Origin of the sequence: Archangium sp., from assembly GCF_045802675.1 — a bacterium.
Classification (GTDB): Bacteria; Myxococcota; Myxococcia; order Myxococcales; family Myxococcaceae; genus Archangium.
Genome location: NZ_JBJMQO010000138.1, coordinates 38103 through 63034, shown reverse-complemented (window position 1 = coordinate 63034; position 24932 = coordinate 38103). Strand labels below are relative to the sequence as shown.

Genomic DNA, 24932 nt, shown 5'->3' with positions numbered 1-24932 from the left:
CCCTTCCGCCCAGCCGGGTGGCGCGCCTCCGTTCGGTGGCATGCCTCCGCCGGGTGACATGGGGCCCGACGGCGAGCCCACCCCATGGGAGCGCCGGAGCGAGCTGGGCCTCGTCCAGGGCTACTGGGAGACGTGGAAGACGGTGATGTTCAACCCGGAGAAGTTCTGGAACAGAGCCTCGCCCCAGGGCTCCCTGTGGGACGCGCTGTCGTTCGCGTGGATCGTCGTCGCCATCAACTCGCTGTTGAGCCTGCCGTTCCAGTTCCTGCAGAGCCCCGCGCAGTTCCAGCGGATGCTCGACCAGATGAACTCGCGGACGAACATGACACCCGAGATGGAGCGGATGATGACCTGGTTCTTCGCGGGGAGCGGCCGGTTCGCCCTGCTGGTGGGCGGGTTGCTGCTCTATCCCTTGGGGTTCGTCATCGGGGCGGCCATCACCCACCTGATGTGCCTGCTGCTCGGCATGTCGCGCAACGGCTTCACCGCGACCGCTCGGGCGTACGGTTACGCGTCGGCGCCCGCGGTCCTGACCTGGGTGCCGTGCGTGGGACCCATCGCGTCTTTCATCTATACCCTCGTGCTCTATGTCTGGGGCCTGGCGCGGATGCAGCGGGCCTCCTATGGGCGGTCGGCGGTGGCGGTGCTCGGACCGATCGTGCTGCTCTTCTGCTGCTGCTGCGGGCTCCTGGCCCTCGCGGCGTCGTCGCTAGCGGCGGCAATGGGCCGGCACTGACGAGGCTCGGGGCGAGGAACGCTCTCAGCGCCTCGCCCCGCCCAACGCGTGCGGCGTTCCTCAGTCGTCCCCGCCGAGGGACACCTGGACGTTGCCCGGCACCTTGCCCACGACGGTGCCGAGCGAGGTGACGAAGTCCCCCACGGCCTTCACCCACGGCAGTCCGGCGAAGGCCTCCACGAGGCCGCTGTTCCGCAGATGCGACCAGGCCACGAGGACGACGACCCGCCCGAGCTTCACCTTGCCGGTGAGGCCCTTCAGCTTCACCTCGCCTTTGCCGCAGGAGCTCTCGAGCTGCTCGAGGCCCTCGCGGCTCCGCTCCGAGAGGTCGTCCCGCTTCGCCAGCGCGGTCATCCGGGCCTTGCCCTGCTCCGCCGTTCCCGAATCGCATTCCAGCGAGGCGCGCAGCAGCTGGAGCTCGGGCAGATCCACGCCGCCCTGCTCCGCCGCGTCGAGGAACAGGCCCAGTGACACCCGCGCCTTGTCCAACTGGTCCTTCTTGAGCTGGCAGCGCGTCAGCGAGCCGTACGCGAGCACCTGGGAGAGCCCGTGCAGGTGCTTGCGCTGCTCGGCGGAGAGGTTCACGTCCTTGCCCGTGAGCAGCTTCAAGCCCTCCTTGAGCCGCGGCTCCTGCTCGGCTCCGAGCGCCTCGAGCGTCAGGGCCTCCTTCTCGGCGAGGTCACACAGGTCGTTCATCGCCAGCGTGTACGTCTTCAGGGCGGAGAGCTGCGGAGCGAAGCCCGGAATCTTCACCTGCGCGGGCTCGGTGTGGGCGGCCTCGTAGAGGAGGAACTCGGGCGGCAGCGGCACGGGCGAGTCGGGGTGCAGCTTGAGCAGCGCCATGGCGGAGAAGAGCACCGCGTGGTCGGTGGGCGCGTCGATGCGCGAGACGAGCTCGGGAGCGACGGGGAAGGGCGCGAGCAGCACCGGCAGCACCGGCGGCAACGTCTCCTTGTCCCCGACGAGCACCTGCTTGCCCATCTCCCGCGTGTCCCAGAGCGCCTTGGCGAGCGCGCCCACCTCGTCGAGCCGCAGCGGCCGGGGCGCCACGGTCCGGGTGCCCGCGCTGGTGCCCTCAGGCGTCCCCGCCTCCTTGCCCGTGCGGGTGGCGGCGACCGAGCCCTGCACGCCGCCCACGACGACGAGCAGCTTCTCCTTCACGGCCTTCGACTCGTCGGAGGTGCCCACCTGCGCCACGGCCGACTTGCCCGCGAGGTAGAGGTGCACCTTGAGGGTGTCGAGCCGGGACTTCAGCTCCTCCTCGTCGGACTTCTTGCTCCAGAAGGCGGCGAGTGCCAGGGAGGGCAGCAGCACGAGGGCGGACGCGAGCGAGCGGCGCGGAGGAGTCATGGCGCGGATTCAACCATGGGCGCCGCGCGCCAGGCCAATGGGCCACCTACGGGTGCTGCTCCAGCTCGCTCAGCTTGTCGATGATGACCTGCATGCGCGCGTGGTGCGAGCCGGCCCAGAAGACGCGCTTGCACTCGGGGCACTGCTGGAAGCGGGTGAAGCTGGCGTGGACGCGCTCGGGCACGCGGTCCCTCACCTCCTCGGGCGTGGCCGGGGCCAGGGAGGCGTTGCACGCGATGCACCGCGAGAAGGGGCGCATGTGCCCGGTGAGCCGGAAGCGCCGCACCACCTCCACCAGCTGTTGCGAGGGGTCCGTCTCGCGGGGGAAGTACCCGTGCACCACCTCGGAGCGCTTGAGCACGCCCATGTCCCGCGTGAGCAGAATCCGCTGCTCGTCCCGGGACAGCCGCGCGAGCTCGGCATCGGCGTAGTCGTTGCGCCACAGCGTGTCGAAGCCGAGCATGCGCAGCAGCCCCGAGAGCCGGCCGAGCCCCACGTCCAGGAGGAAGCGCGGCTCGGGCAGGGGAGGGGGGCTCACGCGCACCAGCGGCGTCACGTCGATGGAGGAGAACAGCGGGTAGACGGCGAGCCGCTGGCCCCCGGTGACGCGGTGCGAGAAGTCCACCGCCTGGCCGTCCACGAGCACCACATCCACCTCGGGATGGGGCGGGCCGAGCGACTCGATGAGATCCTTCACCGAGCACGGGCTGTTGAGGGCGTGGACGAACGCCACACCGCGGCGCTCGGGGGCGAGGAAGTCGTTGAGCGGGCCATAGAAGCGGACCGTCACCTGAAGCATGCGGGGCTCCCGTGTCCCGCCGTCGCGCGGGCTAGCGCTCGCTCATCAGCGCCACGAAGCGCTTGTTGAGATTCGTCAGGCGGCCGTGGAGGCCGGGGGCGCGGCGCAGCACCCGCTCCAGGGGCGGGGTGAGGGCGAGCGTGGCCATGATGCGGATGGGCTGGGTGACCTTGGTGGCCGCCCAGGCGCCCGCGAGCACTCCGGCGTTGCCTCCCGCGCCCTTCACGTCGAAGCCCAGATGCAGCAGCACCGCGAAGCCGGCCATGCAGGCGAAGAAGATGGAGAAGTAGACGATGATGGCCAGCACGGCGCACTCGGCCATGAGCGTCTTGAAGCGCTCCTTCAGGGAGGGCTTCGCCGCCACGGCCTCGGGGGTGGCCTGCGGGGGAGGAGTCTCGTTCGGATTCGGCGTCACAGGCGGCTCAACAGTCTCCATCGTCCCCACCATGCCCCACTTTGGAGGCCTCCCGCGAGGCAACCCGTTGCCTGCCCGCCTGCATCCCCGCACGGGTTGTCAGGCTCCCCGCCGTCAAGGTAGAGGTGAGGGTTGCATGATGCACCGCTTCCGCGTCCTGATCCTCGTGGGCCTCGCCACCCTCGCCGCCGACCAGGTGACCAAGTACCTGGCCGTGGCCCACCTCACCGAGGCGCTCGATGGGCGCACCGGCATGGCACGCGTGGAGGGCTTCTTCTCCGAGCAGAACCTGGACAACGACCCGCCCGTGCAGGGCTCGCGCCGGCTGTCCACCCGGCCCTACCGGTTCATCGAGAACTACTGGCACTTCCGCTACGTGGAGAACCCGGGCGCCGCCTGGGGCCTCTTCGGCACCATGTCCGAGTCCGTGCGCCGGCCCTTCTTCCACCTGGTGAGCCTGGTGGCGCTCGGCTTCATCACCTTCATGTACATGCGGCTGAGCCCCTCGCAGCGGATGATGCGCTGGGCGTTGGCGCTCGTGGCGGGCGGGGCGCTGGGCAACTTCCTGGACCGGCTCGCCCGCGGCTACGTCATCGACTTCATCGACTGGCACTGGCGCAACCAGCCGGGCATGCGTTGGCCCACCTTCAACGTGGCCGATGCCGCCATCTGTGTGGGCGTGGGCCTGCTGATGCTGGACTCCATGCGCGAGCGCAAGTCCGTGGAATCCGTGACGCCGGGGGGCCAGGTGGTATAACCGGCCCCCGTGCCCCGCAAATACCTCCTCCTGCTGTCGGTGGCGCTCGGCGTCATCTTCCTCGACCAGTGGACGAAGTACCTCGTCGTCCGCGAGCTCACCACGCGCTTCGACGACCGGCCCACCGTGGGCGAGCGGCTGTCGGCCATGTACGGCGAGCCTCCGCCCACCGGCTTCGACGGTCTGCACTACCGCTCCAAGCGCTACATCGACATCTCCCCGTCCGTCTTCCGCCTGCGGTACGCGGAGAATCCGGGCGCGGCCTGGGGCCTGTTCCGCACCATGCCGGCCGACCTGCGCGGGCCGCTCTTCCACCTGGTGAGCATTGGCGCGGTGGTGCTCATCACCTGGTACTTCAGCCGGCTGAGCGGGAAGGACCCCAAGGAGCGCTGGGCCTACTACGGCCTGCCCCTGGTGCTCGGCGGGGCCATCGGCAACTACATCGACCGGCTCGCCCGGGCCTTCGTCATCGATTTCCTCGAGGCCCACTGGTACGACAAGGCGTACTTCCCGTCCTTCAACGTGGCCGACTCGGCCATCTGCGTGGGCGTGGGCATGCTCATCATCGACGCCTTCGTGCGCAAGGAGACGCCCAAGGCGGAGGAGAAGTCGGCCGAAGCGCGCCCCTGATGGCGGGCCGCCCTCCCTCCCGGCGGCCTGGCGCCAGCGCCGCCTCCTCCCACCCCCGAGGCGCCGTGAACGGGTAACCTGCACGGCCTCGCGCTCGTACCTGGTGACTGCCCATGCTTCCCGTCCTCGTCCACTTCACCTTCACGGCCCTCTGGTCCCAACTCGTCCTGTTCGCGGTGGCACTCGCCGCGGTGGGGTACATCGCCTACAACGGGTGGCGTAACGCCGAGGGCACGCCGAAGGCCCAGGGCGAGAAGCCCGCGCCCCCCACGTCCCAGGAGCGGCTGATGCGTGCGCTCTCCTACGGCGTCATCGGCGCGGGGCTGGCGTGGTTCGGCCTGCGCTATGCGCTGCCGGCGAGCGCCATTCCGGGCGGCAAGGGCGAGGGCATCCCCGTGCACACCTACGGGGTGATGCTGGCCACGGGCTTCATCACCGCGGCGTCGGTGGCCGCGCGGCTGGCGCAGGAGGAGTGGCGCAAGCTGGCGTGGGTGCCGGACGCCCAGGGCGGCGGCCAGTGGGTGGACGTCGAGGGCCCGCGCAAGCGCGAGGCGATGTTGGACCTGTCCTTCTACCTGCTCGTGGGGGGCCTGGTGGGCAGCCGAGTCCTCTTCGTGCTCGTCAACTGGAAGGACTACGCGCGCGACTGGACGCAGGTGTTCTCGCTGGGCGGCGGGCTCGTCTTCTACGGCGGCCTCATCGGCGCGGCGCTGGCGGCGTACTTCTTCGCGCGCAAGAACGACATGGACTTCCTGCGCCTGGCGGACCTGGCCATCCCCACCGTGTCGCTGGGCCAGTGCCTGGGGCGCCTGGGCTGCTTCTCCGCCGGGTGCTGCTGGGGCGACGTCGCCTCGGCCGGCACGCGCTTCATGGCCCACTTCCCCGGCTCCGGGCTGGCGCGGGACATTTTCGGCCAGCTCGGGGGCGTCTCCAGCCTCGCCTACCAGTCGCAGGCGCAGGACGCGCGCTACGTCGTCGAGGCCACCGGGGAAATCCTCCACCACTCCGCCCCCGGCGCGGTGCGCATCTCCGAGTGGGTGGCCCAGCACGGCACCACGCTGCCCGTCTACCCCACCCAGATTTTCGAGTCCGTGGGCCAGCTCGTCCTCTTCCTGGCGCTGCTCTTCGCCCGGCGCTACCGCCGCTTCCACGGGCAGATTTTCGCCCTGTGGCTGATGTGCTACGCGGCGCTGCGCACCACCGTGGAGCTCTTCCGCGGCGACACCGAGCGCGGCACCCTGCACGGCCTGCTCGAGTCGCTGGGCGCCCGGGGCCTCGCCGACGCCGTGCCCCTGGAGGCCTGGTTCAACATCTCCACCAGCCAGTTCATCTCCCTGTGCATGTTCACCTTTGGTGCGACTTTGCTGTACCAGCGGATCCGCCGGGCAGGCGAGGTAGCTGGCGTCGGCCCGACACCGAGCCCGGCATGAGGTTGATCCCCGGTCGCGTCTTGGGGACACTCTGAGGGTCCATGGCGTACGAGTCCTCGAAATCGTCCACGAAGAACCAGGCCTTGAAGGCCGGTGCCTCGGCGAAGTCCTCCGCCAAGCTGGCCGCCACCAATGGCGATACCAAGTCTGGCATGCCCACGAAGTCGGGCAGCGAGATGGCCTTCCAGGAGTGCGAGGCCATCGAGGCCAACCTGGCCAGCCTCAAGGTGGCCTTCGAGCACTACTTCCTGGGCGTGGACCGTCACCCGCCCACCCGCCAGTACGATGACCTGAAGAAGCGGCTGGAGCGGCTCAAGTCCGCCTTCATCCGCAACACTGCGGCGAAGTTCCGCGTCCAGTCCATCCACGGCAAGTTCCTCACGTACGACCGGCTGTGGCAGCGCACGCTGCAGGAAATCGAGAACGGCACCTACAAGCGCGACGTGGCCAAGGCGAAGCGCCGCGTGGAGAAGAAGACGGGCGCTGACCGGCCGCTGTCCCATGAGGTGACGGAGCTGCCCGACTCCGACTTCGACGTGGACGAGGTGGACGCGATGCTCTCGGGGGCCCTCAAGGCGCCCCCGCCGCCTCCGCCCATGGCGGCCGTGGAGCCGGTGCCCTTCCGGGGCGTGCCCTCGGTGGCGCCGCTGGTGCCGTCCGTGGCGCCGCTCGTCCCTTCCGTGGCGCCCGTGGTGGCCACGCCGGCCCGGGGCACGGCCCTTCCGTCCATTCCCGCGGTGAAGCCCCTGACGCCCTCGGTGGCGCCGCTGGTGCCGCCCGTGGCCCCCGCGGTGAAGCCCCTGACGCCCTCGGTGGCGCCGCTGGTGCCGCCCGTGGCTCCCGCGGTGAAGCCCCTGGCGGCCCGTCCTCCTCCCACGGTGCCCAGGCCCGCCGCGCCGCGTCCTCCCGCCGCCTCCAGCCCGAGCGACCTGTCCGACGACAAGCTCAAGACCGTCTACAACGCCTACGTCGCCGCCAAGCGTAACAACAAGGAAGACACGTCGAAGATGAGCTACGACTCCATCGCCGCCTCGCTGCGCAAGCAGGTGCCGGAGCTGATGAAGCAGCACGGCGCGAAGTCGGTGGAGTTCAAGGTCGTCATCAAGGATGGCAAGGCCGTGCTCAAGGCCGTGCCCAAGTAGGGCGTGCGCGGATGAACCAGAATCTCGAGTCGCTCAAGGCGCGGGTGAGCCGCCTGTCGGTGATGATTTTCGACATCGACGGCACGCTCACCGATGGTCGCATCTTCTGGGTGCCCAACTCGGGCTGGACGCAGATGTACAGCGTGCGCGACGGCATGGGGATCAAACGGCTGCAGGAGGCGGGCGTGGAGGTGGCGGCCATCTCCGGCGGCGACAGCCTGTCGGCGCAGATGCGGATGCAGTCGCTGGGCCTCAAGCACGTGCACTTCGGCAGCCAGGACAAGGTGGCGCACTTCGAGAAGTTGCTGGCGCTGCTCAAGGTCACCGCGGACCGGTGTGGGTACATGGGGGACGAGACGGTGGACCTGCCGCTGCTCAAGGCGGTGGGTTTCTCGGCGGCGCCCCCCGAGGCCCCGGACGAGGTGCGTTCGCAAGTGCACTACGTGGCGCAGCGGGCGGCGGGCTTCGGCGCGGCGCGCGAGGTGTGTGAGTTCATTCTCCGTCACCGGCAGGCGCCCTGAGGGCCCCCGGGGACGAGAGAAGCGTCGGCTGCTGAAAGCCGTGGCCCGCGCGAGGTGGCAACCCGCGCCCGGGGGAGGTTGTCCCGGTGGGCGGGGCTCCCTAGTTTGCGCCACGCGTCGAGCCCCACCCGGGGGCGCGGTGCGCGGACGGGGACATGCACCGGACACCGAGGTGGGCGATGGCTGGAGGGACGCGGCGCAGGGGGCTCGGGCTGGCGGCGCTGGTGCTGTGGCTGGGCAGCGCGTGCGCGGAGCCTCCGGACGAAGCCGAGGCGCGTCTGGCGGAGCTGCAGGCCGAGGACGAGCGCATGGACCAGGCGCTCGACGAGGTGGAGACGCGGCTGCTGGGCAACCAGGCGACGATGCACCTGTGGGCGGAGCTGGGGCGGCGGCACCAGGAGGTGTCGGCCATCCAGTGCCGCGTGGCGGACGAGCACCTGATGGGCATGGCCAAGCACTACGAGCACATGGAGGAGAAGGCGCGGCAGATGAAGAAGGCGCGCCGCATGGCCTCGGTGGACTCGCAGGTGCTGTCCTCGGGCAGCCGCGAGCAGTTGAGCAACAATTAGGCTCACTTCCGGGGCTTCAGAGGTTGCGCAGCACGGCGCCAGAGCCGTGCGCCGAGGTGGCCGCGTGGCACGTCCCCGGGAAGGGATTGTCCACTTCGAGCGCCGCGGCGAGGTCCGCGAAGAGCGAGCGGGCGAGCCGGGCGTGGGCCTCCTCGGACAGCGCGCCGGACCAGTCGAGCTCGCGCAGGGCTTTCACTCCGCCCTGGGTTTCTCGGTAGCGGGTGGGGCTCGGGTTCTGCTCGTCGCCTTCCGGGTCGCAGAGGAACTGGAGATAGCGCTTGGGGTGACGCTGGCGGTCGGGCGTGGCCCAGTACTTCGCCTTGTCCACGGGTTCGAGGAACGGTGGGTCGTGGGTGATGAAGTCCTCGACGTCGAGGGCGCGTCCGTCCACGGAGGAGGGGCGCTGTGCCCCTGCTCGCGTGAGCGCGGAGGGCTCGCCGTAGAAGTAGGCCTCCAACATGGGGCAGAGCAGATGGAAGGAGCAGTGCTCGCGCAGGCGCTGCGTGACCTGCTCCTGGCGCCGGGCACTGGGCCAGGGATGACTCGCGAGGTGCTGCTTCACGGCCTCGCGCACCTGCGAGGCGACCACATCCACCTGGTCCACGTTCGGGAGCTCCACGTCGTCCACTGCGATGACGAGATCGGGGCGCTCTCCGGTCCGGCCCGGATCCGTGGCGGCGACCATGGCCGCGGCGAGCCTGTCGACCTGCCGCGGGCGGGACCGCGGACCCTCCGTGAGCTTCAGGCGTGAGCTGGTGAAGGAGTCGAGGAAGAGGGGCCGCGTGAACTCGGCGGAGGGGAAGTAGCGCTGGAGCGAGGGCACCAACCCGGTGCGCTCGCACTCGCCCGTGACGATCAGGACGACCTTCTTCATCAGGAGGGCTCGGGCTCCCGAGGGGCGCCAAACTCCAGGTGCGCGTAGAGGTCTCCCAGCGAGAAGTGGGAGAGGTACTCCGGATCGCGGACCTTGCTCAGGGGGACCGGGTTGGTCTCCTGAGACGGCTCCATCACGTACACGTGCTCGGGGCAGTCGCGGAACTGGTCGAGCACGACGGGCGAGTGCGTGGCCAGCAGCACGGTGCTGCGCGTCCGGTCCGACCACGAGCGGAACGCCTCGACGAGCCGCTTGATGGCAAAGGGGTGGAGCGCGTTCTCCACCTCGTCGATGGCCACCATGCCACCGTCGGGGACGGAGGCCACCGCGCACAGGTGCAGCAGCGCGACGAGCAGGCCATTGGCCGCGAACGTGATGGGGTAGGTGGTGTCGGGTCTCGGGGCGACCACGCGTGCAGCGACGGTTGTTCCGGCGGTCTCGAAGTCCAGGTCCGAGAAGTTGTCCGGGAAGAGGGCTCGCAGGCTCTCCATGACGAAGTTGAAGCGGACGCGGTCCGCGCGAGTGTCCCGCCAGTTGCGCAGCACGGAGAAGACGTTGCGGCCGTGGACGTCCAGCGCCTTCTCGGAGGACAGGGGCGAGCCGTTTTCCCGGATGTGGGCGAGGTGGTAGTCCGCGTAGCAGCGGTAGCCTTGGAGCAGGGAGAGCAGGGACTGGACCGCAGGGGCCGTCGCCGGATTATCAGCGGCGAGACGCAACAGGCTGCGCTCGTCGGCGGGCTGCGAGGTGCCATTGATGCTAACCGTGCCTGCACTGCGTATTCCTAGACGACCTCCTCCCAGGTTGCTGCCAATGATCTCGTGATAGCTGCCACTGGAGCGGAATTCTTGGGCCATGAAGCGCACATCCCAGGTGCCCTCGTTGAATTTGATGTTGAGGACAATGAAGGCATCTGGCCCGGCCTCGAAGTTCACCAGATTGGCGATTCCTCCGCGGTAGTCGAGCGCGCGTACCAACCCGTGCTCGAGGATGTGGCGGAGCAATTGGGGCACATCCAGCAGCGTGCTCTTCCCGGCGCCGTTGGGACCTACGAGCGCGCAGACCCCTTGCGGGCTCCACGTTATCGCTCGGAGTGCTCGGTAGTTAGTGACCTTGAAACTCAACGGCATCCGGACACCCTCTCTTCGCCAGTCACGCAGACGTGCCCACCCCGGGTATAGCGAGGTTCCGTACCCCCTGGTGCAATCCTGTGCACGGAGGGACTCCCGGAGGTCCAAATACCCTCACCCCGACCCTCTCCCGGAGGGCGAGGGAGAGGGCGCGCGCTCCGGGAATCCCCGTGACGCGGGGGGGCGAGCGGGCGTGCGGACGCCGGCTTCCGTGACGAGGGCGTCAAATCCGGCTACAACTCCCGTCCCGTGAGAACCCGGATTGGTGCACTCGTCCTTGCTGTCGCGGCCGGGCTCGCCGGCTGTAACACCGCTCCCGCCGAGGAGTGCGCCTCGCAGCAGTTGCCGGTGATAAACGCCCAGGGTGCCGAGTACCGCTGCACCGCCTCCGAGGATTGCCCCCGCTCCTCGGGCGTGCCGCTGTGCGTCAGCGACACCGGCAACCTCGAGGCCTGCGTCCGCTGCATTGAAACCCGGTGTTACACCGTCACCCCGGAGGCCTGCTAGTGCGGCGCTTGATGCTCGTCCTGGCCCTCGCGCTCGCCCCGGGCTGCTCCCGGGACAGCGCCACCGACCACCTGCAGCGCGCCCGCGACTCCATCTTCGAGAAGCGCCCCGACGAGGCCCTCGTGGAGTACCGCAAGGCGCTGGACACGCTGCGCACGGATGACTCCGCCCAGGCCGCGGTACTCAAGGCCCGCGCCCTCAAGGGCGCCGCGGACGTGTACTGGCTCGAGCTGCGCAAGGTGAAGGAGGCCGCGAGCGTCTACAAGGAGCTCATCGCCCAGTGCCCCGAGTCCCCCGAGGCCCTGGAGGCCCGCGTGGTGCTCGCGGAGCTGCTGCGCGTGCACTTCCGGGATTTGCGCGGCGCCATTGATCAGCTCACGGCGGCGCTGGCGCGCAATCCGCCGCAGGGCGCCGAGCTGCACTACCAGGTGGCCAAGCTCTACTTCGAGCTTCAGGACTACCAGCAGTGCGCGCTCGAGTCGCGCAAGCTCACCGAGCGCTTCGCTACCAGTGCCTTCGTGGACGACGCCGTCTTCCTGCAGGCGCAGGCGCTGCACATGCAGGCGCTGCAGTTCTCCTTCGGCACGCCCGAGCAGGTGCGCTACCGCCAGGAGGCCTCGCGCACGTACGCGGACCTCATCGCGCGCTTCCCGGACTCGGAGCTGGCCCCGCACGCCGTCTTCGAGATGGGCAAGCTCAAGGCCGAGGCCGGCGACAACGAGAAGGCGATTGAAACCTTCGTGCAGGCCCTGAAGACCCACCCGGATCCGGGCATGGTGCAGGACGCCATCTCCCGGGCGCGCCGCCGCATCGCCGCGACGACGCCGGATGGGGTGGACCGCAAGTCGGCCTTCGACCACAACATCCGGCAGAACCACCGCAATTCGCTGGAAGCCGTGGGCGGCTCGGCCGAGGAAGCCTCCCGCGAGGGCGGCGACTGACGTCCTAACCCTCTTCAGGTAGGTCCGCGAAGGGACAGCCCTGCGCGGTGGAAGAAGCCACGCAGGGCGGTGGGGCGACAGGCAAGGCGCATGAAGGCCGAGTGCAGCCCGGTCTCAGAAGCGCAGGGACACCTCGGCCTGGAGGAGGTCGACGTCGCGCGAGGAGCCCGTCTGCCGGAGGAAGGTGCGGGCGAAGAAGCGTGACGCGGTGGCGTACACGTGCGTGTACCGGCCGAGTTCCCACTCGGCCGTGAGGTTCACCTGATGCCCTACCCAGCGGCTGCTACTCCCGCCGGGCGGTCTCACCAGCACGCCGCTCGGACCATAGATGCCATCCTCCACACTCTGCCGCCAGAAGCCGGTCCACTCGGCCGACAGCACGAGTGAGCGGCTGGGGTGCAGGCGCAGCACGGGGTGGAGGTCGATGAAGTTGTAGGGTCCCAGCAGGGCGATCTCCCCGAAGTAGCTGCCGCGTGGGAAGAGCGGATTGAAGGTCCCCAGCGACGGGGTCTCCGCGTCCGGGTCCCCGGAGGCGATGTCCGCCATCACCCCAAGCCTCGGGGACAGCGGCAGGCGCTCGAGAGTGAAGCCGGTGTTACTCGCCACCGTCCAGGCGAGGAGGGGCGCGCCCGAGAATCGGCCCACCTGCAGCACGGCTTCGAGGTTGTAGTCCCACGGACCGGTCTTCCCCCACCACCGGGTACCGAAGGAGTGGCGCTGCTCGCGGCCCTCGCCCTGCGCGTAGCGGGCCTGTCTATTGGAGAAGCCGAGGTAGTAGACGTCCACGTTCCCACCCGGGAGGACGGGATGCACCGCGTACAGGCCCCAGAAGCCCTGGGTGCGCACCGGGCCGTCATCGAAGACGCCGGGCTCCGTGGCGACAGGCCTCACGGCGAAGGCGGAGAGGTCCCATCGGTGGAACCGAAGCCGCGTGCGTACCCCATCGAAGGTCCGGCGCACGTTGGGGCCCTCGCGCACCGAGACGAGGCGGGCCGAGCCGAATTGCAGTTCCTGGCGCCCCAGCCGCACCTGGAGCCCCTCGTCCGCGCGCTCCCATGGGCGCGCCTCCACGAAGGCCTGGTGTACATCCAGCCGGTCCTCGTCCGTGGGGCCGGGGCCTCCCTCGCGTCCGAGTGTCCACCCGCTCTTGAGCTGGAAGAAGGTCCGGGCCCGGTCCCACAGCCACACCTCCCCGTGCAGCATGTAGCGTTGCAGCCAGGCGCCGTCCGCAGCGGGTGCCACGGCCCAGTCGGGGTAGCGGTAATACTCCACCCGCTGGCGCAGATCGCCCCCCAGCGAGAGGAACACAGAGCCCTTCTCGTTGAGCGGTAGGTACTTCAGCCCATCGAGGGGCGCGCGCGGCGCGTCCGGGGCGCGGAGGTAGCGGTAGTCCTCCTCCGCGCGTAGCACCTCGAAGGGGGGCGGCGAGGACGGCTTCTGCGGGGCCTGTGCCTGGGCGCGCCCGCCAACGAGCAGCCCCACGACGAGCAGCGCGAGCACGGTCCATCCGCGATGGGGCGGGCGTTGCAGGGTCCGCACAGGCGGAATCGCGACGGACATGGTGCTCCTCGAGGCACGTCGGTCGGGTGCGCGCCAATGGGTGGAGAGGGAGAGGCGCTGTCATATCGTCCCCGAGGGGCGGGGTGTTCAGCGTTTCACTTCCTCTTGTCCGCAAGGCATCCCCTTGTCCGCAAGCGCACGAGCGATTGGCATCGGCGGCGCATTTCCCCGGAGTGGGGCTCTGCGAGACACGACAATGGGCCGGAGGGAAGCCCGGTATGCATCCCATTTCCGAAGCCGCTTCCCAAAAGGAGAGCTGAGATGAGGTCGCTCAAGGTGAAGCGCATGGTTGCCCTGACTGGCGTTGCATTGACTGCGCTGGTCGGGCTCGGCGTTCTGATGCAAAGCCCTCCAGCACTTGCTCAGGCGCGGGACGCGGCACCCGCCGCGCCCATCCCGGGGATTTCACGGCAACCCAGCGCGGCCGCCGCCAAGGTCCTTCTCGACCCCAACGACACGGTTCTCCTCCTGCTCGACCACCAGACCGGCCTGTTCCAGACCGTCAAGGATGTCCCCCTCCCGGAGCTGCGCGCCAACACCGTGGTGCTCGCCAAGATCGCCGAGCTCGCCAAGGTGCCCATCATCACGACCGCGTCGGAGCCCAACGGCTCCAACGGCCCGCTGATGTCGGAGCTCGCGCAGGCCGCCCCCAGCGCCAAATACGTCGCGCGTAAGGGCGAGGTCAGCGCGTGGGACAACGCTGACTTCGTCAATGCCGTCAAGGCGACCGGCCGGAAGACGCTCATCATGGCTGGCGTCTGGACCAGTGTGTGCGTCGCCTTTCCCGCGCTACAGGCCAAGGCCGACGGATACAAGGTCTACGCGGTGATGGATGCTTCCGGCGACATGAGCGAGATGGCTTCCCAGACCACGCTTGCGCGCATGACGCAGGCCGGCATCATCCCCGTGACCACGAACGTGGTGATGTGCGAGATGCAGCGGACGTGGGCCCGCCCCGACGCCGCCAGGTGGGGCGCGCTCTATAACGAGCTCGTGCCGAACTACCGCGCCGTGGCCGAGAGCTACCAGCGGGCCCAGGAAGCCGCCAAGGCGCCCCAGAAGTAGTCGGTGCGCAACCACCCCTCTTTCCAGGAGAACGCCATGCGGTCATCTGCCATCTTGGGCGCGGCCACCGTCGCGCTGGCCGTCATGCTCACGGGGTGTAAGACCACGCCCGCGAGTGCGGCCGCGGCAGCCCAGCAACAGCAACCCGCGGACCTCGTCGTCACCAATGCCAAGGTCTTCACGGTGGACGAGCAGCGGCCGCGGGCGAGCGCATTCGCGGTGAAGGACGGCAGATTCATTGCCGTCGGCGGCGATGCGGAGATGGCGGCGTACCGCGGCGAGAAGACCCGCGTCATCGACGCCAGGGGTCACATCGTCATCCCCGGCCTCAACGACTCGCACGCACACGTCGTCCGCGGCGGGCGCTTCTACAACCTGGAGCTGCGCTGGGACGGCGTCGAATCGCTGGAGCGTGCACTCGCCATGGTCCGTGAGCAGGCCGGGCGAACGCCCAAGGGACAGTGGGTGCGCGTCATCGGCGGCTGGTCACCCTACCAGTTCAAAGAGAAACGCATGCCGACGGTCAAGGAGTTGAATGAGGCCGCACCCGATACGCCCACCTTCGTGTTGTTCCTGTACAGCCAGGGAATGCTCAACCGCGCTGCGGTTCAGGCGCTGGGGCTCACGGAGGCAACCCCGGCGCCCGAGGGAGGGCGGTTCGAGTTCGTGGACGGTGGCGCGATTCTCCATGCCGAGCCGAACCCATTGATTCTCTATCAGATGATCGCCAGGCCGCCGCAGCTCTCGGCCGAAGAGCAGCTCAACTCGACGCTCCACTTCTACCGCGAGCTGAACCGGCTCGGTATGACGAGCGCGGTCGATCCGGGGGGGGGCGGGCACGCGTTCCCCAAGGACTACGGCGCCAGCCAGGCTGTTGCACACGAGGGCCAGATGTCCGTCCGCATCGGCTACTACCTGTTCCCGCAGACGGCGGGCAAGGAGGCCGAGGACTTCCGCCGCTGGACCAGCGAATATCAGGCCGGCAGGAACGAGGCGGCGCAGCTCGAACATGGCTTCGAGCTCGAAGGCGGCGGGGAGTTCCTGGCGCACAGCGTCGGTGACTGGGAGAACTTCCTGGCCCCGCGGCCTGACCTGGAGGCGCGCAAGGCCGCCGGCCAGGATCCGGCCGGCGACCTGCGCACCGTCGCGACCCTCCTGGTGGGACACAACTGGCCGCTCCGCCAGCACGCGACGTACGGCGAGAGCATCAAGGTCATCATGGACGTCTTCGAGCAGGTGAATCGCGAGCAGGGCAGGTTCGCCCCGCGCTGGGCGATCGACCATGCTGAAACGGTGCGCGACGAAGAATTGCGCCGCATCAAGGCGATGGGGGGCGGCATCGCGATCCAGAACCGCATGGCCTACGCCGGCGAGTACTTCGTGGACCGCTACGGCAAGGACGCGGCGAGGGATGCGCCGCCGATCCGCAAGATGCTCGCGATGGGTATTCCGGTCGGAGCGGGCACCGACGGTACGCGCGTCAGCAGCTACAACCCCTGGCCGGCGCTCTACTGGCTGGTGTCAGGCAAGACCATCGGCGGCACGCAGCTCTTCGCGGACGACAACAGGCTGACGCGCGAAGAGGCGCTGAGGTTGTTCACTGTCGGCAGCGCGTGGCTCACTCGAGAGGAGACGGTCAAGGGCCGCATCGCGCCGGGGCAGTACGCCGACTTCGCCGTGCTCAGCGACGACTACTTCACTGTTCCCGAAGAGCAGATCAAGAACCTCGAGTCGCTGCTGACGGTGGTGGGAGGAAGGGTGGTTTACGCGGCGGAGCCGTTCGAGGACGTTGCTCCGCCGGCGCTGCCTCCGGTGCGCCCGGCCTGGTCGCCGGTTGCGCACTTCGGCGGCTACCAGAACCCGAAGAAGACGGCATCACCTCGCTGAGGAGCCCCCATCCCTGGCCACGGGCGACCAGGCGGGCTCCACGGGAGTAGGCGGGGGGCCGAGCGAGGCGAGGTTTCCAGCCGCGAACACCACCTGCCCTCCCACCACCGTGAGGACGGACTCGAGCGACTTGATGTCCTCCTCCGGGATGGACAGGTAATCGGCGGAGAGGACGGCCAGGTCCGCGTACCTGCCCGGCTCGAGCGTGCCCTTCAGCTTCTCCTCCCCGGAGAACCACGCGCTTCCCACGGTCGCGAGCCGGAGCGCCGTCACCCTGTCCAGCCGCGCCTCGGGCTGGTTCAGCGTGGCACCGCCGAGCGTCTTCCCGGACACGAGCCAGTAGAGAGAGAGCCAGAGATTGTAGCTGGAGACACGGGTGGCATCCGTCCCGAGCCCCACGGGAATCCCCAGCTCCAGCATCCGCTTCACGGGCGGAGCACGCGAGGCCGCCTCCGCCCCATACCGGGTGATGAAGTGCTCGCCCTGAAAGGCCATCCGGTCCTGCACGGCAATGCCCCCACCCAGCCTGGCCACGCGCTCGAGGTTGCGCTCGGAGATGGTCTCCGCGTGGTCGATGATGAAGCGCAGCCCCTGCTGCCCCTGGCCTGTCTTCACCCGCTCGACGACATCGAGGATGCGGGAGATGGACTCGTCATAGGTGGCGTGGATGCGGAAGGGCCAGCCCTTCTCGGCGAAGAGGGACAGTATCTCCTCCAGCTTCGGCTCCATGCCCTCTTGAAGCTCTGGCCTCGGCTCGAGGAAGTTCTCGAAGTCGGCCGCCTCCCAGAGCACGTTCTCGCCAGCTCCTTCCATCTGGTAGCCGTTGGGACGCAGCAGGTCCCCGTTATTCCCCGGCGCGGTCATCGTCGTCCACTGCCGGTAGTCCTCCAGCTCCTGGCCCCGCTTCTGGGCGAAGAGGTAGTAGGCGATCCGGAGCGTCAGCTCGCCGCGCCGGGCCAGCTCCATGCCGACCGCGTAATCGCCCGGAAAGTTCTGTCCGCCGCCGCCCGCGTCGATGGTGCTCGTCAGGCCCAGGCGGTTCAGCTCGCGCATGAACTGACGTGTGGAGTTCACCTGTTCCTCGGGCGAGAGCTTCGGCAGGCGCCCCAGGGTCGAGTAGAGAATCAGCGCATCCGGCTTCGCGAGCAGCAGGCCCGTCGGCTCTCCCCTCGCGTCACGCTCGATGACCCCGCCAGAGGGGTTCGGCGTGTCCTTCGTGATTCCCAGCACCCGGAGGGCCTCCTTGTTCAAGAGCGCCTTCCCATACAGGTAGAGCACGAACACCGGCGTCGTCGGCGCGGCCTCGTTCAGCTCGGCGATCGTGGGCATGCGGCGCTCGGCGAACTGGAACTCCGACCAACCGCCCACCACCCGGACCCATTGCCCCGCGGGCGTACGTTCCGCCTGGCGACGGACCCGCTCCAGGGCCTCGGCGAGGCTCGGGACGCCATCCCACCGGAGCTCCAGGTTGTAGTTGAGGCCACCGCGAATGACGTGCATATGCGAGTCGTTCAGCCCGGGGATGACCGTGCGTCCGCCCAGGTCGACCACTCGCGTCGCAGCCGCGCGATACCGCTGGACGTCCGCGTCGTCACCGGTCGCCAGGATCTTCCCGTCCCGGATGGCCACCGCGGACGTGATGCGGTTCTCCGCATCCAGGGTGACGACCTTGCCGTTGTGCAGGATGAGGTCCGCGGCGGCCTCGTTCCGCGGAGTGAAGGGGTTGTGATGGCAGGCACCGACGAGGCTGGCCACCAGGGCCAGGGCGCCGAGTCGATGCGGGATTCGCGTCAGGAAGTTCTCGAGCGAGCGCATATCGATTCTCCAGAAGAGAGGGGCGCGGAGCAGCCAGCACTCCGCGCCCGGGCTCCCGACTACTTCGCGGTGCCACCCTCGCTGGCATGCTCACCCAGCATCGACTTGGCGTAGTTGATGCCCGTGCCGTACGCGCCGCCGTGCTGCTTCACGAGCGACGTGACCGCGTTGTAGGAGCCCTGCCGCGCCCAGTCGCGCTGGTACTCGAGCAGGACCTGCAGCCAGGTCACCGGGGTGGCGCCGGCCTGCACCATGCGCTGCACCGCCATGTCGTGGGCCTCCTTCGTCACGCCTCCCGAGGCGTCCGTGACGATGTAGACCTCATAGCCCTCGTCGATGGCCGACAGCACCGGCATCACCAGGCACACCTCGGTCCAGAGCGCCGCGATGACCAGCTTCTTGCGGCCGGTCTGCTTCACCGCCTGGACGAAGTTCGCGTCCTCCCACGAGTTCATGGTGGTGCGGTCGATGGGCTTCACATTCGGGAAGACCTCCTGGATCTCCGGGAAGAGGGGCCCGCTGAAGCTCTTCTCCGCGACCGTGGTGAGGACGGTCGGGACGTTGAAGATTTTCGCGGTCTTCGCCAGCCCCGTCACGTTGTTGGTGAGCAGCGTGCGGTCCATGGACTGCACCGCGAACGCCATCTGGGGCTGGTGGTCGATGAGGATGATGGCCGAGTTCTGCGGCGTGAGCAGGCGAGGGCTCGGCTTGCTGGTGGCCTTCTGCGCGAAGGCGCTCGTTCCAGCGAGGAGCACCGTCATGGCGAGGGCGGCGAGGACGGACCGGCCCCGGATGGCCGCGAGGCTGTTGCTGACGTTCATGGTTTCTTCTCCTGTGTCTGCGTTCTGCGCGCTGATGCGCACGCCTCGACCTCTTCCAAGATGGATGCCAATCCACCAAGCTCCTAAGCCACTGAAATTACGAAACTTTTTGCTTTTGCTTGCCGTGGCAGTCCCAGAATGGCATTCCATCAATGCCATTTTGGTATTCCCGGGAGGGGCCCCCATGCGGCTGGAAGACCTGGACCTGAGGGAGCTTCTTCAATTCGAGCCGTCTGGCGGCATCCTCCGCTTCGCCGGCCAGCGGGCGGTGCTGCTGGACGCGGTGGCCCTGGGGCTGCTGCGCAAGCAGCTCATCGAGACCCTCGGACAGGCGGGGGCCCGCGCCGTGCTCACCCGGTTCGGCTATGCGCTCGGCCGGCGCACCGCCGAGACGTTGAAGGACGCCTTCCCGTGGGACTCCGAGGAGGACTGGCGGCGCGCGGGGGGGCGCTTCCACCGTCTTCAGGGACTGGTCCTCTTCGAGCCCATCAGGCACGAGCAACCCGTGGAGAACGCGCCTTTCGCCGAGGCCCTCTGGCACGAGTCATTCGAGGCCGAACAGCATCTGCTGCACCTCGGGCTCTCCGAGGAGCCGGTGTGCTGGTCCCTGTGCGGCTTCGCGAGCGGGTACTTGAGCTACGGCCATGGCCGCCCCATCTACTGTCTCGAGGAGCGGTGTCGCGGGAAGGGAGATGCCACCTGCATCATGGTGGGCCGGCCCCAAGAGGAGTGGGGGGAAGAGGCCGCCAGTCAGCTCGGCTACTACGAGAAGGACTGCCTCGACGAGGCGCTCAGCCGTATCACCCAGGCCCTGAAGTCCACCGAGCGGACGCTCAAGGCCAAGAGGCGTGAGCTTGCCCGGACGGAGGGGGAGGACGACTCGAAGCCCATCCTCGGAAGGAGCCCGGCCATGAAGCGGGTGGGCGAGCTCGCCGAGCGCGTGGCCAAGGTGGATTCGACGATCCTCATCACCGGCGAGAGTGGCGTGGGCAAGGAGGTGCTGGCCCGCTTCATCCACGAGCAGTCGGCGCGAGTGGCGGGTCCGTTCGTGGCACTCAACTGCGGCGCCGTGCCCGAGAGCCTGCTCGAGAGCGAGCTCTTCGGACACGCGCGAGGGGCGTTCACGGGCGCGACCCAGGAGCGGATCGGTCTCTTCGAGGCCGCCCACGGAGGCACGCTCTTCCTGGATGAGCTCGGGGAGGTGCCCCTCTCGATGCAGGTGAAGCTCCTGCGCGCGCTCCAGGAGCGGGAGATCCGGCGCGTCGGTGAGAACAAGAATCGGCCCGTGGATGTGAGGGTGGTGGCGGCGACGAACCGGGATCTCGCCGCCGACATCCAGACGGGCCGCTTCCGTCAGGACCTCTACTACCGGCTGCGCGTGGTCGAGATTCGCATCCCTCCGCTCCGGGAGCGCCGGGACGACATCCTCGCGCTCGCGCGCCTGTTCCTCGTGCGCTCCGCTTCGCGGCTCCAGAGGAAGGTGTCCGGGCTCACCCCCGAGGCCGCGAACCAACTCCTCCGCTACCACTGGCCGGGCAACGTGCGGGAACTCGAGAACACCATCGAGCGCGCCGTCGTGTTGACGCAGGGAAGCTTCATCGAGCCGCAGGATCTGCCCGATGAGATCCGGGGGGCGGTCACTCCGGTCTACACGCCGGGCAACCTGCGCTCGCTCGAGGAGGTCGAGCGTGACTACATCCTCGCCGTGCTCGACGCCGTGGGAGGCAACAAGCTGAAGGCCGCCCAGACGTTGAAGATCGGCACCTCCACGCTCTTCCGGAAGCTGAAGCAGTATCAGGGCGCTTCACAGGGGTGATTCACTCCCAGAATGGCATTTCAACAGTGCCATTCTGGCATTCTCCCGGGTCATCCAAACGAGGACACGAAGGAGCTCGGGTACCTCTACGAGTGAGGGCCATGGTCCCGTAGCGGCATGGCCGCTCCAGTTCGACTACTTCGCGGGGGCCGGGGCCGCGTTCACGTACGGCTTCTTCTCGCGCTGCTCGAGCGTCTTGCTGACGGTCTGGACCGTCTCGCCCACGTGGGTGACGACGCCATCGAAGTACTTCGGACCCGCCTCGATGACCCAGGACGAGAGCTGGATTTTGGGCGCCAGGCCCTGTTGCTGCAGCCGCTTCTCCGTGTCGAAGGCCAGCAGCACCTGCTCCACCACGGCCGCGTCTCCTTCGGCCACATCGATGACCGAGCTTCCCTGATCGCGCAGCGTGGGCGCGAACGACGCGTGATTCACTCCCAGGCGCATGGCCTCGCGCACCGCGATTCGTCCCGCCAACCGCAGCCTGTCCAGCGACAGCTCCCGGGCATCCCCCATGCCAATCAGCAGCACCCGCTTCGGCGTGATGGAGCGCGGCGGGGGCGTGTAGAGCAGCGTCTCCCCCAGTTCGCCCACGAACTCGCCCCGCTCACGCAGCGCCGAGAGCAGTCCCCCCTGCTTCTCATTGAAGTCCCGCATCGCCTCGATGTACTGGTCCCCTGCGGGATTGTGCTTCAACACACAGATGATCTGCAGGTCGGTGGTCTGGGTGACCGGGCCGATCTGCTTGACGCTCAACGCAAGCCCCACCGGCGTCTCGAATTTCTTCTCGGGCGGCGGCTTCGCGCTTTCTGCGAGTGCTGGCCACGACGCGCCGAGTGTGAGAACAAGACCCAGGGCGAGCAGCTCGTGTTTCAGTGCGAGGCGCATGTCTTCCTCCTGAAGGTCGGCGGGTCGCGATGTGGCTCCCCGGTGAACCCCCACTCAAGGTGTTGGAGAAAGGTGGCACTGTCCACCGCCCACGCCAGGGAGGAGCCCTCGCGTGGACACTCCACCAGCATGGGCCCATGAAAGACCGCGAGGAGCCAGCTACGGGTAGCGTACGGGAGCGGGCTCCTCAGGCAGCGGGATTCGCCGAGATCCCGCGTGCGGGAGACGATGAGGGTCTCCAGCTCGGGGAGCTGCCTCGTTCCGCTCGGGTCATCCCAGCTCATGTATCGCTCCTTCCACGTCGGTCAGGCGAGGTCGAAGAGCAGCGCCTCGAGCGGCTCGGAGGCCGTGAGCACCAGCCGCGACTCCTCGGACACGGCCACGCCGTCTCCGGCCTTCAGCTCCACGCCGTTGAGCGTGCCCCTGCCTCGTGCCAGCTGAACCCAGGCGTGGCGGTCCGTAGCCAGCGTGTACTCGGCCTGCTCGCCCTTGCCCAGCAGCGTGCTGTGCAGCAACACGTCCTGGTTCACGGTGAGGCTGCCGTCGCGGGCGTCGGGGCTGACCACCACGCGCCAGTGGCCCGTGCGCTCGGACTCAGGAAAGGACTTCTGCTCATAGCCGGGCTTCAGGCCGCGCCGGTTGGGGAGGATCCAGATCTGCAGGAAGTGCAGCTCCTCGTTGGTGCCGTTCATCTCGCTATGCAGGACGCCGGTGCCCGCCGTCATGCGCTGCACCTCGCCGGCGCGCAGCAGTCCCTCGCCGCCGGTGCTGTCCCGGTGCGCGATGGCGCCGCTGAGCGGGTAAGTGATGATCTCCATGTCCCGGTGCGGGTGCGTGTCGAAGCCCTCGCCCGCCGTGACGCGGTCCTCGTTGATGACGCGCAGGGCGCGGAAGCCCATGAAGTCCGGGTCGTAGTAGCTCGCGAACGAGAACGTATGGTGCGAGTCCAGCCAGCCGTGGTTCGCATGTCCACGCGCTTCAGAGGGTCGAACGATCATCATGGGGTGCTCCTTTTCTCGGTGAGTCCCGTCCAAGATGACGGCGAGACTGGTGCTCCGCCAGATGTGAATCCAGGAAGGACCGTTCCATCCATGGGACAAAGGAGTCGCCATCCCGACGTACCGGTCCGCTGCCTCAGCGGCTTCCTTCCACCGCGCAGGGCGGTCCCTTCGCGGACTTACCCGAAGAGGGTTAGCCCGGCACGCCCTCCAGTACGGTCTCGAAGAGGGGCGCGGACTGGGAGGGGTCGTCCGCGTCGGCCACGAGCAGCAGGTGGATGCGGCCCCCCTCCACCCGGGCGTCCACGCCCTCCAGCTTCACCTTCGCGTCCACGCCATCGAGGAACATCGGCGAGCCATCCGGTGCGAGCACGCCCACCGCCGAGCCCATCACCGCGCCATCCGCATAGGCATCGCGGGTGTCCTCGGCGGCGGCGGTGAAGACGACGCGGCCGTCCGGCAGGGGCGCGGCATCCGTGAAGGACAGGCGCACGGTGCCCGCTCGGCCGAGCTCCCAGCGGCGCACGATGCGCACCACGTCGGGCTGAAGGGTTTCGTTCGCCTCCAGGGTGCGCAGCACCCGGCCCGCGTCGAGGTCCACCACCGCGTCCGTGCCCTGGTCTCCGTTGCCCCGGTTGAGCAGGCGCAGCCGGGCGCCCGCCAGTGCCGCGCCCTCCACGTTGAGCGGGCCGAGCTCGCGGGTGAGCTGGGCGTAGAGGCGGGTGAAGTCCACCTCGCGCACCGGGCCGCCAATGCTCCCGTCGGCCGCCAGCGGCACCAGCGCCCCCTTCATCCGCACCGGCGTGCTCCCCGAGGGCACCGCCAGCAGCGCTCCGTGCGGCGCGTCCTTCAGGCCCGAGAGCAGGCAGAGCGCCTCGTGGTCCGGCTTGAGCGCCTTGCGTGCCTTGGCTTCCAACGGCAGCTCGCCCGGGAAGAGGCGCAGGAGCTGTCCGGGCGCATCCCCCTCGAGCGGGAAGGTGGCCAGGAACAGCGAGTCGTCCGCGACGACGTGGAGCCAGTTGCCCGCGCGCACCAGTCCGCTCGCGGCGGAGACGTGGGGCTCGCCTCCCGGAGTCTCGGGAGCCTGCAAGGTGAGTTTCCGGCGCTGGGTGAGTCGGAGCATGGGGCGGGAGACTACAATGGCCCGGCCTCACGGGCTCCTTGCATGCTCCATCGCCTGTTTGTCGCGCAGCAGCAGGTTCCACGTCTGCGGCTGTGAGGCGAGCAGCGCGAGCCAGGTGTCGATCTCCCCGTCCATCCCCGGGTCCACGCCCTCGAGCTTCCGCAGCACCGGCACGGCGTTCGTCAGGCCCAGGCGCGCGAGGCTCTCCAGGATGGCACTGCGCACCTCGCGCGAGCCCTCCGTTGCATAGCGCTCGGTGAGCGCCCGCATCGTCCGCGCGGACTCGCTCACCGATACCGTGCCCAGGGCCCTCGCCGCCGCCGCTCGGACCTCGGGGTGCTCGGAGCCCTGGAGCAGCTGCCGCACCGAATCCACCGCCGGGGCCCGCGCCGCCTCGATGGACGACGCCCCCAGCAGCCCCGCCGCCGTCTTCGCGTCTGTCGCCTCCGACGCGAGCGCCACCGCCTGCTCCGCCACGCCCTGGAAGCGCCCGAAGTTGCGCGCGGCCTCGGCCGTCAGGTTGCCCACCACCGCCTCGCGCACCTCGGGGGAGGGGTCCTTCACCCACTCGCGATAGGCATTGCGCGTGGCCGCGCCCTTCGCCAGCACCTCGCTGGCCGGCTCGCCCGAGGCCCTCAGCGAGCGCACCAGTGCCGCCCGCCGTGCCGGGTCCGTCTCGTGCGCCGCCTTGTCCAGCACCCGCTCCAGCACGCCCCGGTCCCCCGTCTGGTTGAAGCGCGTCACCCACAGTGAGGACAGCGCCTCCAACACCTCGGGGTCCTGCTCCGCGTCCACCTTCGCCCAGAGCTGCTCGGGCGGCACGTTCTCCAGCAGCGCGCGCAACTGCTCCATCACATAGAGGCGGTACGCCCGCGAGCCCTTGCCCTGTCGGTACTCCTCCACCAACGCATCCAATTCACACGGCACTGGCCGCAACAGCTCCCCGGGTGGAGTGCTCCTTTCTCCCGTGGCTGGCGTTGTCACCGGAGGGGCCGCCTGTCCGTTGCCCGCGTTCGTGCCGTCCCGCGAGGCCCCTTCGTCCCGGGGCTCGTCCTTCGCCCCGTCCGCCGCGTCCGAGCGCCACAGCAGCACGCCCACCAGCACCGTGAGCAGCACCGCGCCCACGCCCAGCCACGCCTTCTTCGCTCCCGTGCTCATCGC

Annotated in this window: 24 protein-coding genes; 12 read left to right on the top strand and 12 right to left on the bottom strand. The window is 68.9% G+C overall.

The genetic code is table 11. The features are described from left to right. Nucleotides 1-40: 40 nt before the first annotated feature. Complete coding sequence (locus ACJ8AN_RS38560) at nt 41-736, top strand: YIP1 family protein (RefSeq protein ID WP_407760615.1); 696 nt, start codon at nt 41-43, stop codon at nt 734-736. A gap of 60 nt (nt 737-796) precedes the next feature. Here ACJ8AN_RS38560 and ACJ8AN_RS38555 read toward each other — a convergent pair whose 3' ends face one another. From ACJ8AN_RS38555 to ACJ8AN_RS38545, 3 genes are read right to left on the bottom strand one after another with little or no spacing between them, the layout of a single operon-like run. Then, nucleotides 797-2086: a hypothetical protein gene (locus ACJ8AN_RS38555; RefSeq protein ID WP_407760614.1), complete on the bottom strand. Its 1290-nt coding sequence runs from the start codon at nt 2084-2086 to the stop codon at nt 797-799. 46 nt (nt 2087-2132) lie between these two features. Next, the gene (locus ACJ8AN_RS38550; RefSeq protein ID WP_407760613.1) at nt 2133-2885 is read right to left on the bottom strand and encodes a Mut7-C RNAse domain-containing protein; all 753 of its coding nucleotides are present in this window, start codon (nt 2883-2885) and stop codon (nt 2133-2135) included. Between the two features lie 31 nt (nt 2886-2916). After that, on the bottom strand, nt 2917-3300 hold the full coding sequence (locus tag ACJ8AN_RS38545) for a hypothetical protein (protein ID WP_407760612.1): 384 nt from the start codon (nt 3298-3300) through the stop codon (nt 2917-2919). A gap of 136 nt (nt 3301-3436) precedes the next feature. On the opposite strand from ACJ8AN_RS38545, the gene lspA (ACJ8AN_RS38540) reads away from it, so the two are divergent. The 6 genes from lspA (ACJ8AN_RS38540) (at nt 3437) to ACJ8AN_RS38515 (ending at nt 8349) form a co-directional block, all read left to right on the top strand. After that, on the top strand, nt 3437-4057 hold the full coding sequence (gene lspA, locus ACJ8AN_RS38540) for a signal peptidase II (protein ID WP_407760611.1): 621 nt from the start codon (nt 3437-3439) through the stop codon (nt 4055-4057). 9 nt (nt 4058-4066) lie between these two features. Then, the gene (gene lspA, locus ACJ8AN_RS38535; protein WP_407760610.1) at nt 4067-4687 is read left to right on the top strand and encodes a signal peptidase II; all 621 of its coding nucleotides are present in this window, start codon (nt 4067-4069) and stop codon (nt 4685-4687) included. Between the two features lie 113 nt (nt 4688-4800). After that, the gene (locus tag ACJ8AN_RS38530; protein ID WP_407760609.1) at nt 4801-6117 is read left to right on the top strand and encodes a prolipoprotein diacylglyceryl transferase; all 1317 of its coding nucleotides are present in this window, start codon (nt 4801-4803) and stop codon (nt 6115-6117) included. Between the two features lie 41 nt (nt 6118-6158). After that, nucleotides 6159-7259, top strand: coding sequence for an MXAN_5187 C-terminal domain-containing protein (locus ACJ8AN_RS38525; protein ID WP_407760608.1), 1101 nt, complete (start codon nt 6159-6161; stop codon nt 7257-7259). 11 nt (nt 7260-7270) lie between these two features. Next, nucleotides 7271-7780 (top strand): KdsC family phosphatase, encoded by a 510-nt coding sequence (locus ACJ8AN_RS38520; protein ID WP_407760607.1) that lies wholly within the window; start codon nt 7271-7273, stop codon nt 7778-7780. A 179-nt stretch (nt 7781-7959) separates the two neighbouring features. Next, entirely contained in the window at nt 7960-8349 is a 390-nt protein-coding gene (locus ACJ8AN_RS38515) for a hypothetical protein (protein WP_407760606.1), read from the top strand. A 16-nt stretch (nt 8350-8365) separates the two neighbouring features. Here ACJ8AN_RS38515 and ACJ8AN_RS38510 read toward each other — a convergent pair whose 3' ends face one another. Beyond that, nucleotides 8366-9223 (bottom strand): hypothetical protein, encoded by an 858-nt coding sequence (locus ACJ8AN_RS38510; protein WP_407760605.1) that lies wholly within the window; start codon nt 9221-9223, stop codon nt 8366-8368. Then, nucleotides 9223-10224, bottom strand: coding sequence for an AAA family ATPase (locus tag ACJ8AN_RS38505; RefSeq protein WP_407760604.1), 1002 nt, complete (start codon nt 10222-10224; stop codon nt 9223-9225). The genes ACJ8AN_RS38510 and ACJ8AN_RS38505 overlap by 1 nt, the downstream gene beginning before the upstream one ends. Before the next feature lie 375 nt (nt 10225-10599). On the opposite strand from ACJ8AN_RS38505, the gene ACJ8AN_RS38500 reads away from it, so the two are divergent. Together ACJ8AN_RS38500 and ACJ8AN_RS38495 are read left to right on the top strand one after the other, a co-directional pair. Continuing rightward, nucleotides 10600-10857 carry a hypothetical protein gene (locus tag ACJ8AN_RS38500; protein ID WP_407760603.1) on the top strand — a complete coding sequence of 86 codons (258 nt, stop codon included), beginning with the start codon at nt 10600-10602 and terminating at the stop codon, nt 10855-10857. Beyond that, a complete protein-coding gene (locus ACJ8AN_RS38495) occupies nt 10857-11798 on the top strand; it encodes a tetratricopeptide repeat protein (protein WP_407760602.1) in 942 nt (313 codons plus the stop codon). Before ACJ8AN_RS38500 ends, ACJ8AN_RS38495 begins: the two co-directional genes overlap by 1 nt. Nucleotides 11799-11912: 114 nt before the next feature. On the opposite strand, the gene ACJ8AN_RS38490 is transcribed toward ACJ8AN_RS38495, so the two are convergent. Then, nucleotides 11913-13358: an alginate export family protein gene (locus ACJ8AN_RS38490; RefSeq protein WP_407760601.1), complete on the bottom strand. Its 1446-nt coding sequence runs from the start codon at nt 13356-13358 to the stop codon at nt 11913-11915. Between the two features lie 261 nt (nt 13359-13619). Between ACJ8AN_RS38490 and ACJ8AN_RS38485 the strand changes: the two genes are divergently transcribed. Then, nucleotides 13620-14423, top strand: a complete 804-nt coding sequence (locus tag ACJ8AN_RS38485; protein WP_407760600.1) for an isochorismatase family protein — start codon at nt 13620-13622, stop codon at nt 14421-14423. Nucleotides 14424-14459: 36 nt separating this feature from the next. After that, nucleotides 14460-16310, top strand: coding sequence for an amidohydrolase (locus ACJ8AN_RS38480; protein ID WP_407760599.1), 1851 nt, complete (start codon nt 14460-14462; stop codon nt 16308-16310). On the opposite strand, the gene ACJ8AN_RS38475 is transcribed toward ACJ8AN_RS38480, so the two are convergent. Together ACJ8AN_RS38475 and ACJ8AN_RS38470 are read right to left on the bottom strand one after the other, a co-directional pair. Further along, nucleotides 16299-18125, bottom strand: a complete 1827-nt coding sequence (locus tag ACJ8AN_RS38475) for an amidohydrolase (protein ID WP_407760598.1) — start codon at nt 18123-18125, stop codon at nt 16299-16301. The two genes, ACJ8AN_RS38480 and ACJ8AN_RS38475, sit on opposite strands and share 12 nt — an antisense overlap. A gap of 59 nt (nt 18126-18184) precedes the next feature. Beyond that, a complete protein-coding gene (locus ACJ8AN_RS38470; protein WP_407760647.1) occupies nt 18185-18886 on the bottom strand; it encodes a hydrolase in 702 nt (233 codons plus the stop codon). 244 nt (nt 18887-19130) lie between these two features. On the opposite strand from ACJ8AN_RS38470, the gene ACJ8AN_RS38465 reads away from it, so the two are divergent. Continuing rightward, nucleotides 19131-20762 carry a sigma 54-interacting transcriptional regulator gene (locus ACJ8AN_RS38465; protein ID WP_407760597.1) on the top strand — a complete coding sequence of 544 codons (1632 nt, stop codon included), beginning with the start codon at nt 19131-19133 and terminating at the stop codon, nt 20760-20762. Nucleotides 20763-20897: 135 nt separating this feature from the next. Here the strand turns inward: ACJ8AN_RS38465 and ACJ8AN_RS38460 are convergent, their stop codons facing one another. From ACJ8AN_RS38460 to ACJ8AN_RS38445, 4 genes are all read right to left on the bottom strand, one after another. Continuing rightward, entirely contained in the window at nt 20898-21650 is a 753-nt protein-coding gene (locus ACJ8AN_RS38460; protein ID WP_407760596.1) for a M17 family peptidase N-terminal domain-containing protein, read from the bottom strand. Nucleotides 21651-21955: 305 nt separating this feature from the next. Continuing rightward, on the bottom strand, nt 21956-22651 hold the full coding sequence (locus ACJ8AN_RS38455; RefSeq protein ID WP_407760595.1) for a pirin family protein: 696 nt from the start codon (nt 22649-22651) through the stop codon (nt 21956-21958). Between the two features lie 190 nt (nt 22652-22841). Further along, complete coding sequence (locus tag ACJ8AN_RS38450) at nt 22842-23771, bottom strand: DUF6929 family protein (protein ID WP_407760594.1); 930 nt, start codon at nt 23769-23771, stop codon at nt 22842-22844. Nucleotides 23772-23798: 27 nt separating this feature from the next. Then, nucleotides 23799-24929 carry a HEAT repeat domain-containing protein gene (locus tag ACJ8AN_RS38445; RefSeq protein WP_407760593.1) on the bottom strand — a complete coding sequence of 377 codons (1131 nt, stop codon included), beginning with the start codon at nt 24927-24929 and terminating at the stop codon, nt 23799-23801. Nucleotides 24930-24932 lie beyond the last annotated feature (3 nt).

Coding starts and splice junctions, on each gene's coding strand:
- ACJ8AN_RS38450 (WP_407760594.1), bottom strand. CDS start 23,771: ATGCTCCGACTCACCCAGCGCCGGAAACTCACCTTGCAGGCTCCCGAG.
- ACJ8AN_RS38455 (WP_407760595.1), bottom strand. CDS start 22,651: ATGATGATCGTTCGACCCTCTGAAGCGCGTGGACATGCGAACCACGGC.
- ACJ8AN_RS38530 (WP_407760609.1), top strand. CDS start 4,801: ATGCTTCCCGTCCTCGTCCACTTCACCTTCACGGCCCTCTGGTCCCAA.
- ACJ8AN_RS38490 (WP_407760601.1), bottom strand. CDS start 13,358: ATGTCCGTCGCGATTCCGCCTGTGCGGACCCTGCAACGCCCGCCCCAT.
- ACJ8AN_RS38485 (WP_407760600.1), top strand. CDS start 13,620: ATGAGGTCGCTCAAGGTGAAGCGCATGGTTGCCCTGACTGGCGTTGCA.
- ACJ8AN_RS38550 (WP_407760613.1), bottom strand. CDS start 2,885: ATGCTTCAGGTGACGGTCCGCTTCTATGGCCCGCTCAACGACTTCCTC.
- ACJ8AN_RS38560 (WP_407760615.1), top strand. CDS start 41: ATGCCTCCGCCGGGTGACATGGGGCCCGACGGCGAGCCCACCCCATGG.
- ACJ8AN_RS38510 (WP_407760605.1), bottom strand. CDS start 9,223: ATGAAGAAGGTCGTCCTGATCGTCACGGGCGAGTGCGAGCGCACCGGG.
- ACJ8AN_RS38465 (WP_407760597.1), top strand. CDS start 19,131: ATGCGGCTGGAAGACCTGGACCTGAGGGAGCTTCTTCAATTCGAGCCG.
- ACJ8AN_RS38470 (WP_407760647.1), bottom strand. CDS start 18,886: ATGACGGTGCTCCTCGCTGGAACGAGCGCCTTCGCGCAGAAGGCCACC.
- ACJ8AN_RS38515 (WP_407760606.1), top strand. CDS start 7,960: ATGGCTGGAGGGACGCGGCGCAGGGGGCTCGGGCTGGCGGCGCTGGTG.
- ACJ8AN_RS38460 (WP_407760596.1), bottom strand. CDS start 21,650: ATGCGCCTCGCACTGAAACACGAGCTGCTCGCCCTGGGTCTTGTTCTC.
- ACJ8AN_RS38555 (WP_407760614.1), bottom strand. CDS start 2,086: ATGACTCCTCCGCGCCGCTCGCTCGCGTCCGCCCTCGTGCTGCTGCCC.
- ACJ8AN_RS38480 (WP_407760599.1), top strand. CDS start 14,460: ATGCGGTCATCTGCCATCTTGGGCGCGGCCACCGTCGCGCTGGCCGTC.
- ACJ8AN_RS38445 (WP_407760593.1), bottom strand. CDS start 24,929: ATGAGCACGGGAGCGAAGAAGGCGTGGCTGGGCGTGGGCGCGGTGCTG.
- ACJ8AN_RS38475 (WP_407760598.1), bottom strand. CDS start 18,125: ATGCGCTCGCTCGAGAACTTCCTGACGCGAATCCCGCATCGACTCGGC.
- ACJ8AN_RS38525 (WP_407760608.1), top strand. CDS start 6,159: ATGGCGTACGAGTCCTCGAAATCGTCCACGAAGAACCAGGCCTTGAAG.
- ACJ8AN_RS38520 (WP_407760607.1), top strand. CDS start 7,271: ATGAACCAGAATCTCGAGTCGCTCAAGGCGCGGGTGAGCCGCCTGTCG.
- lspA (WP_407760611.1), top strand. CDS start 3,437: ATGATGCACCGCTTCCGCGTCCTGATCCTCGTGGGCCTCGCCACCCTC.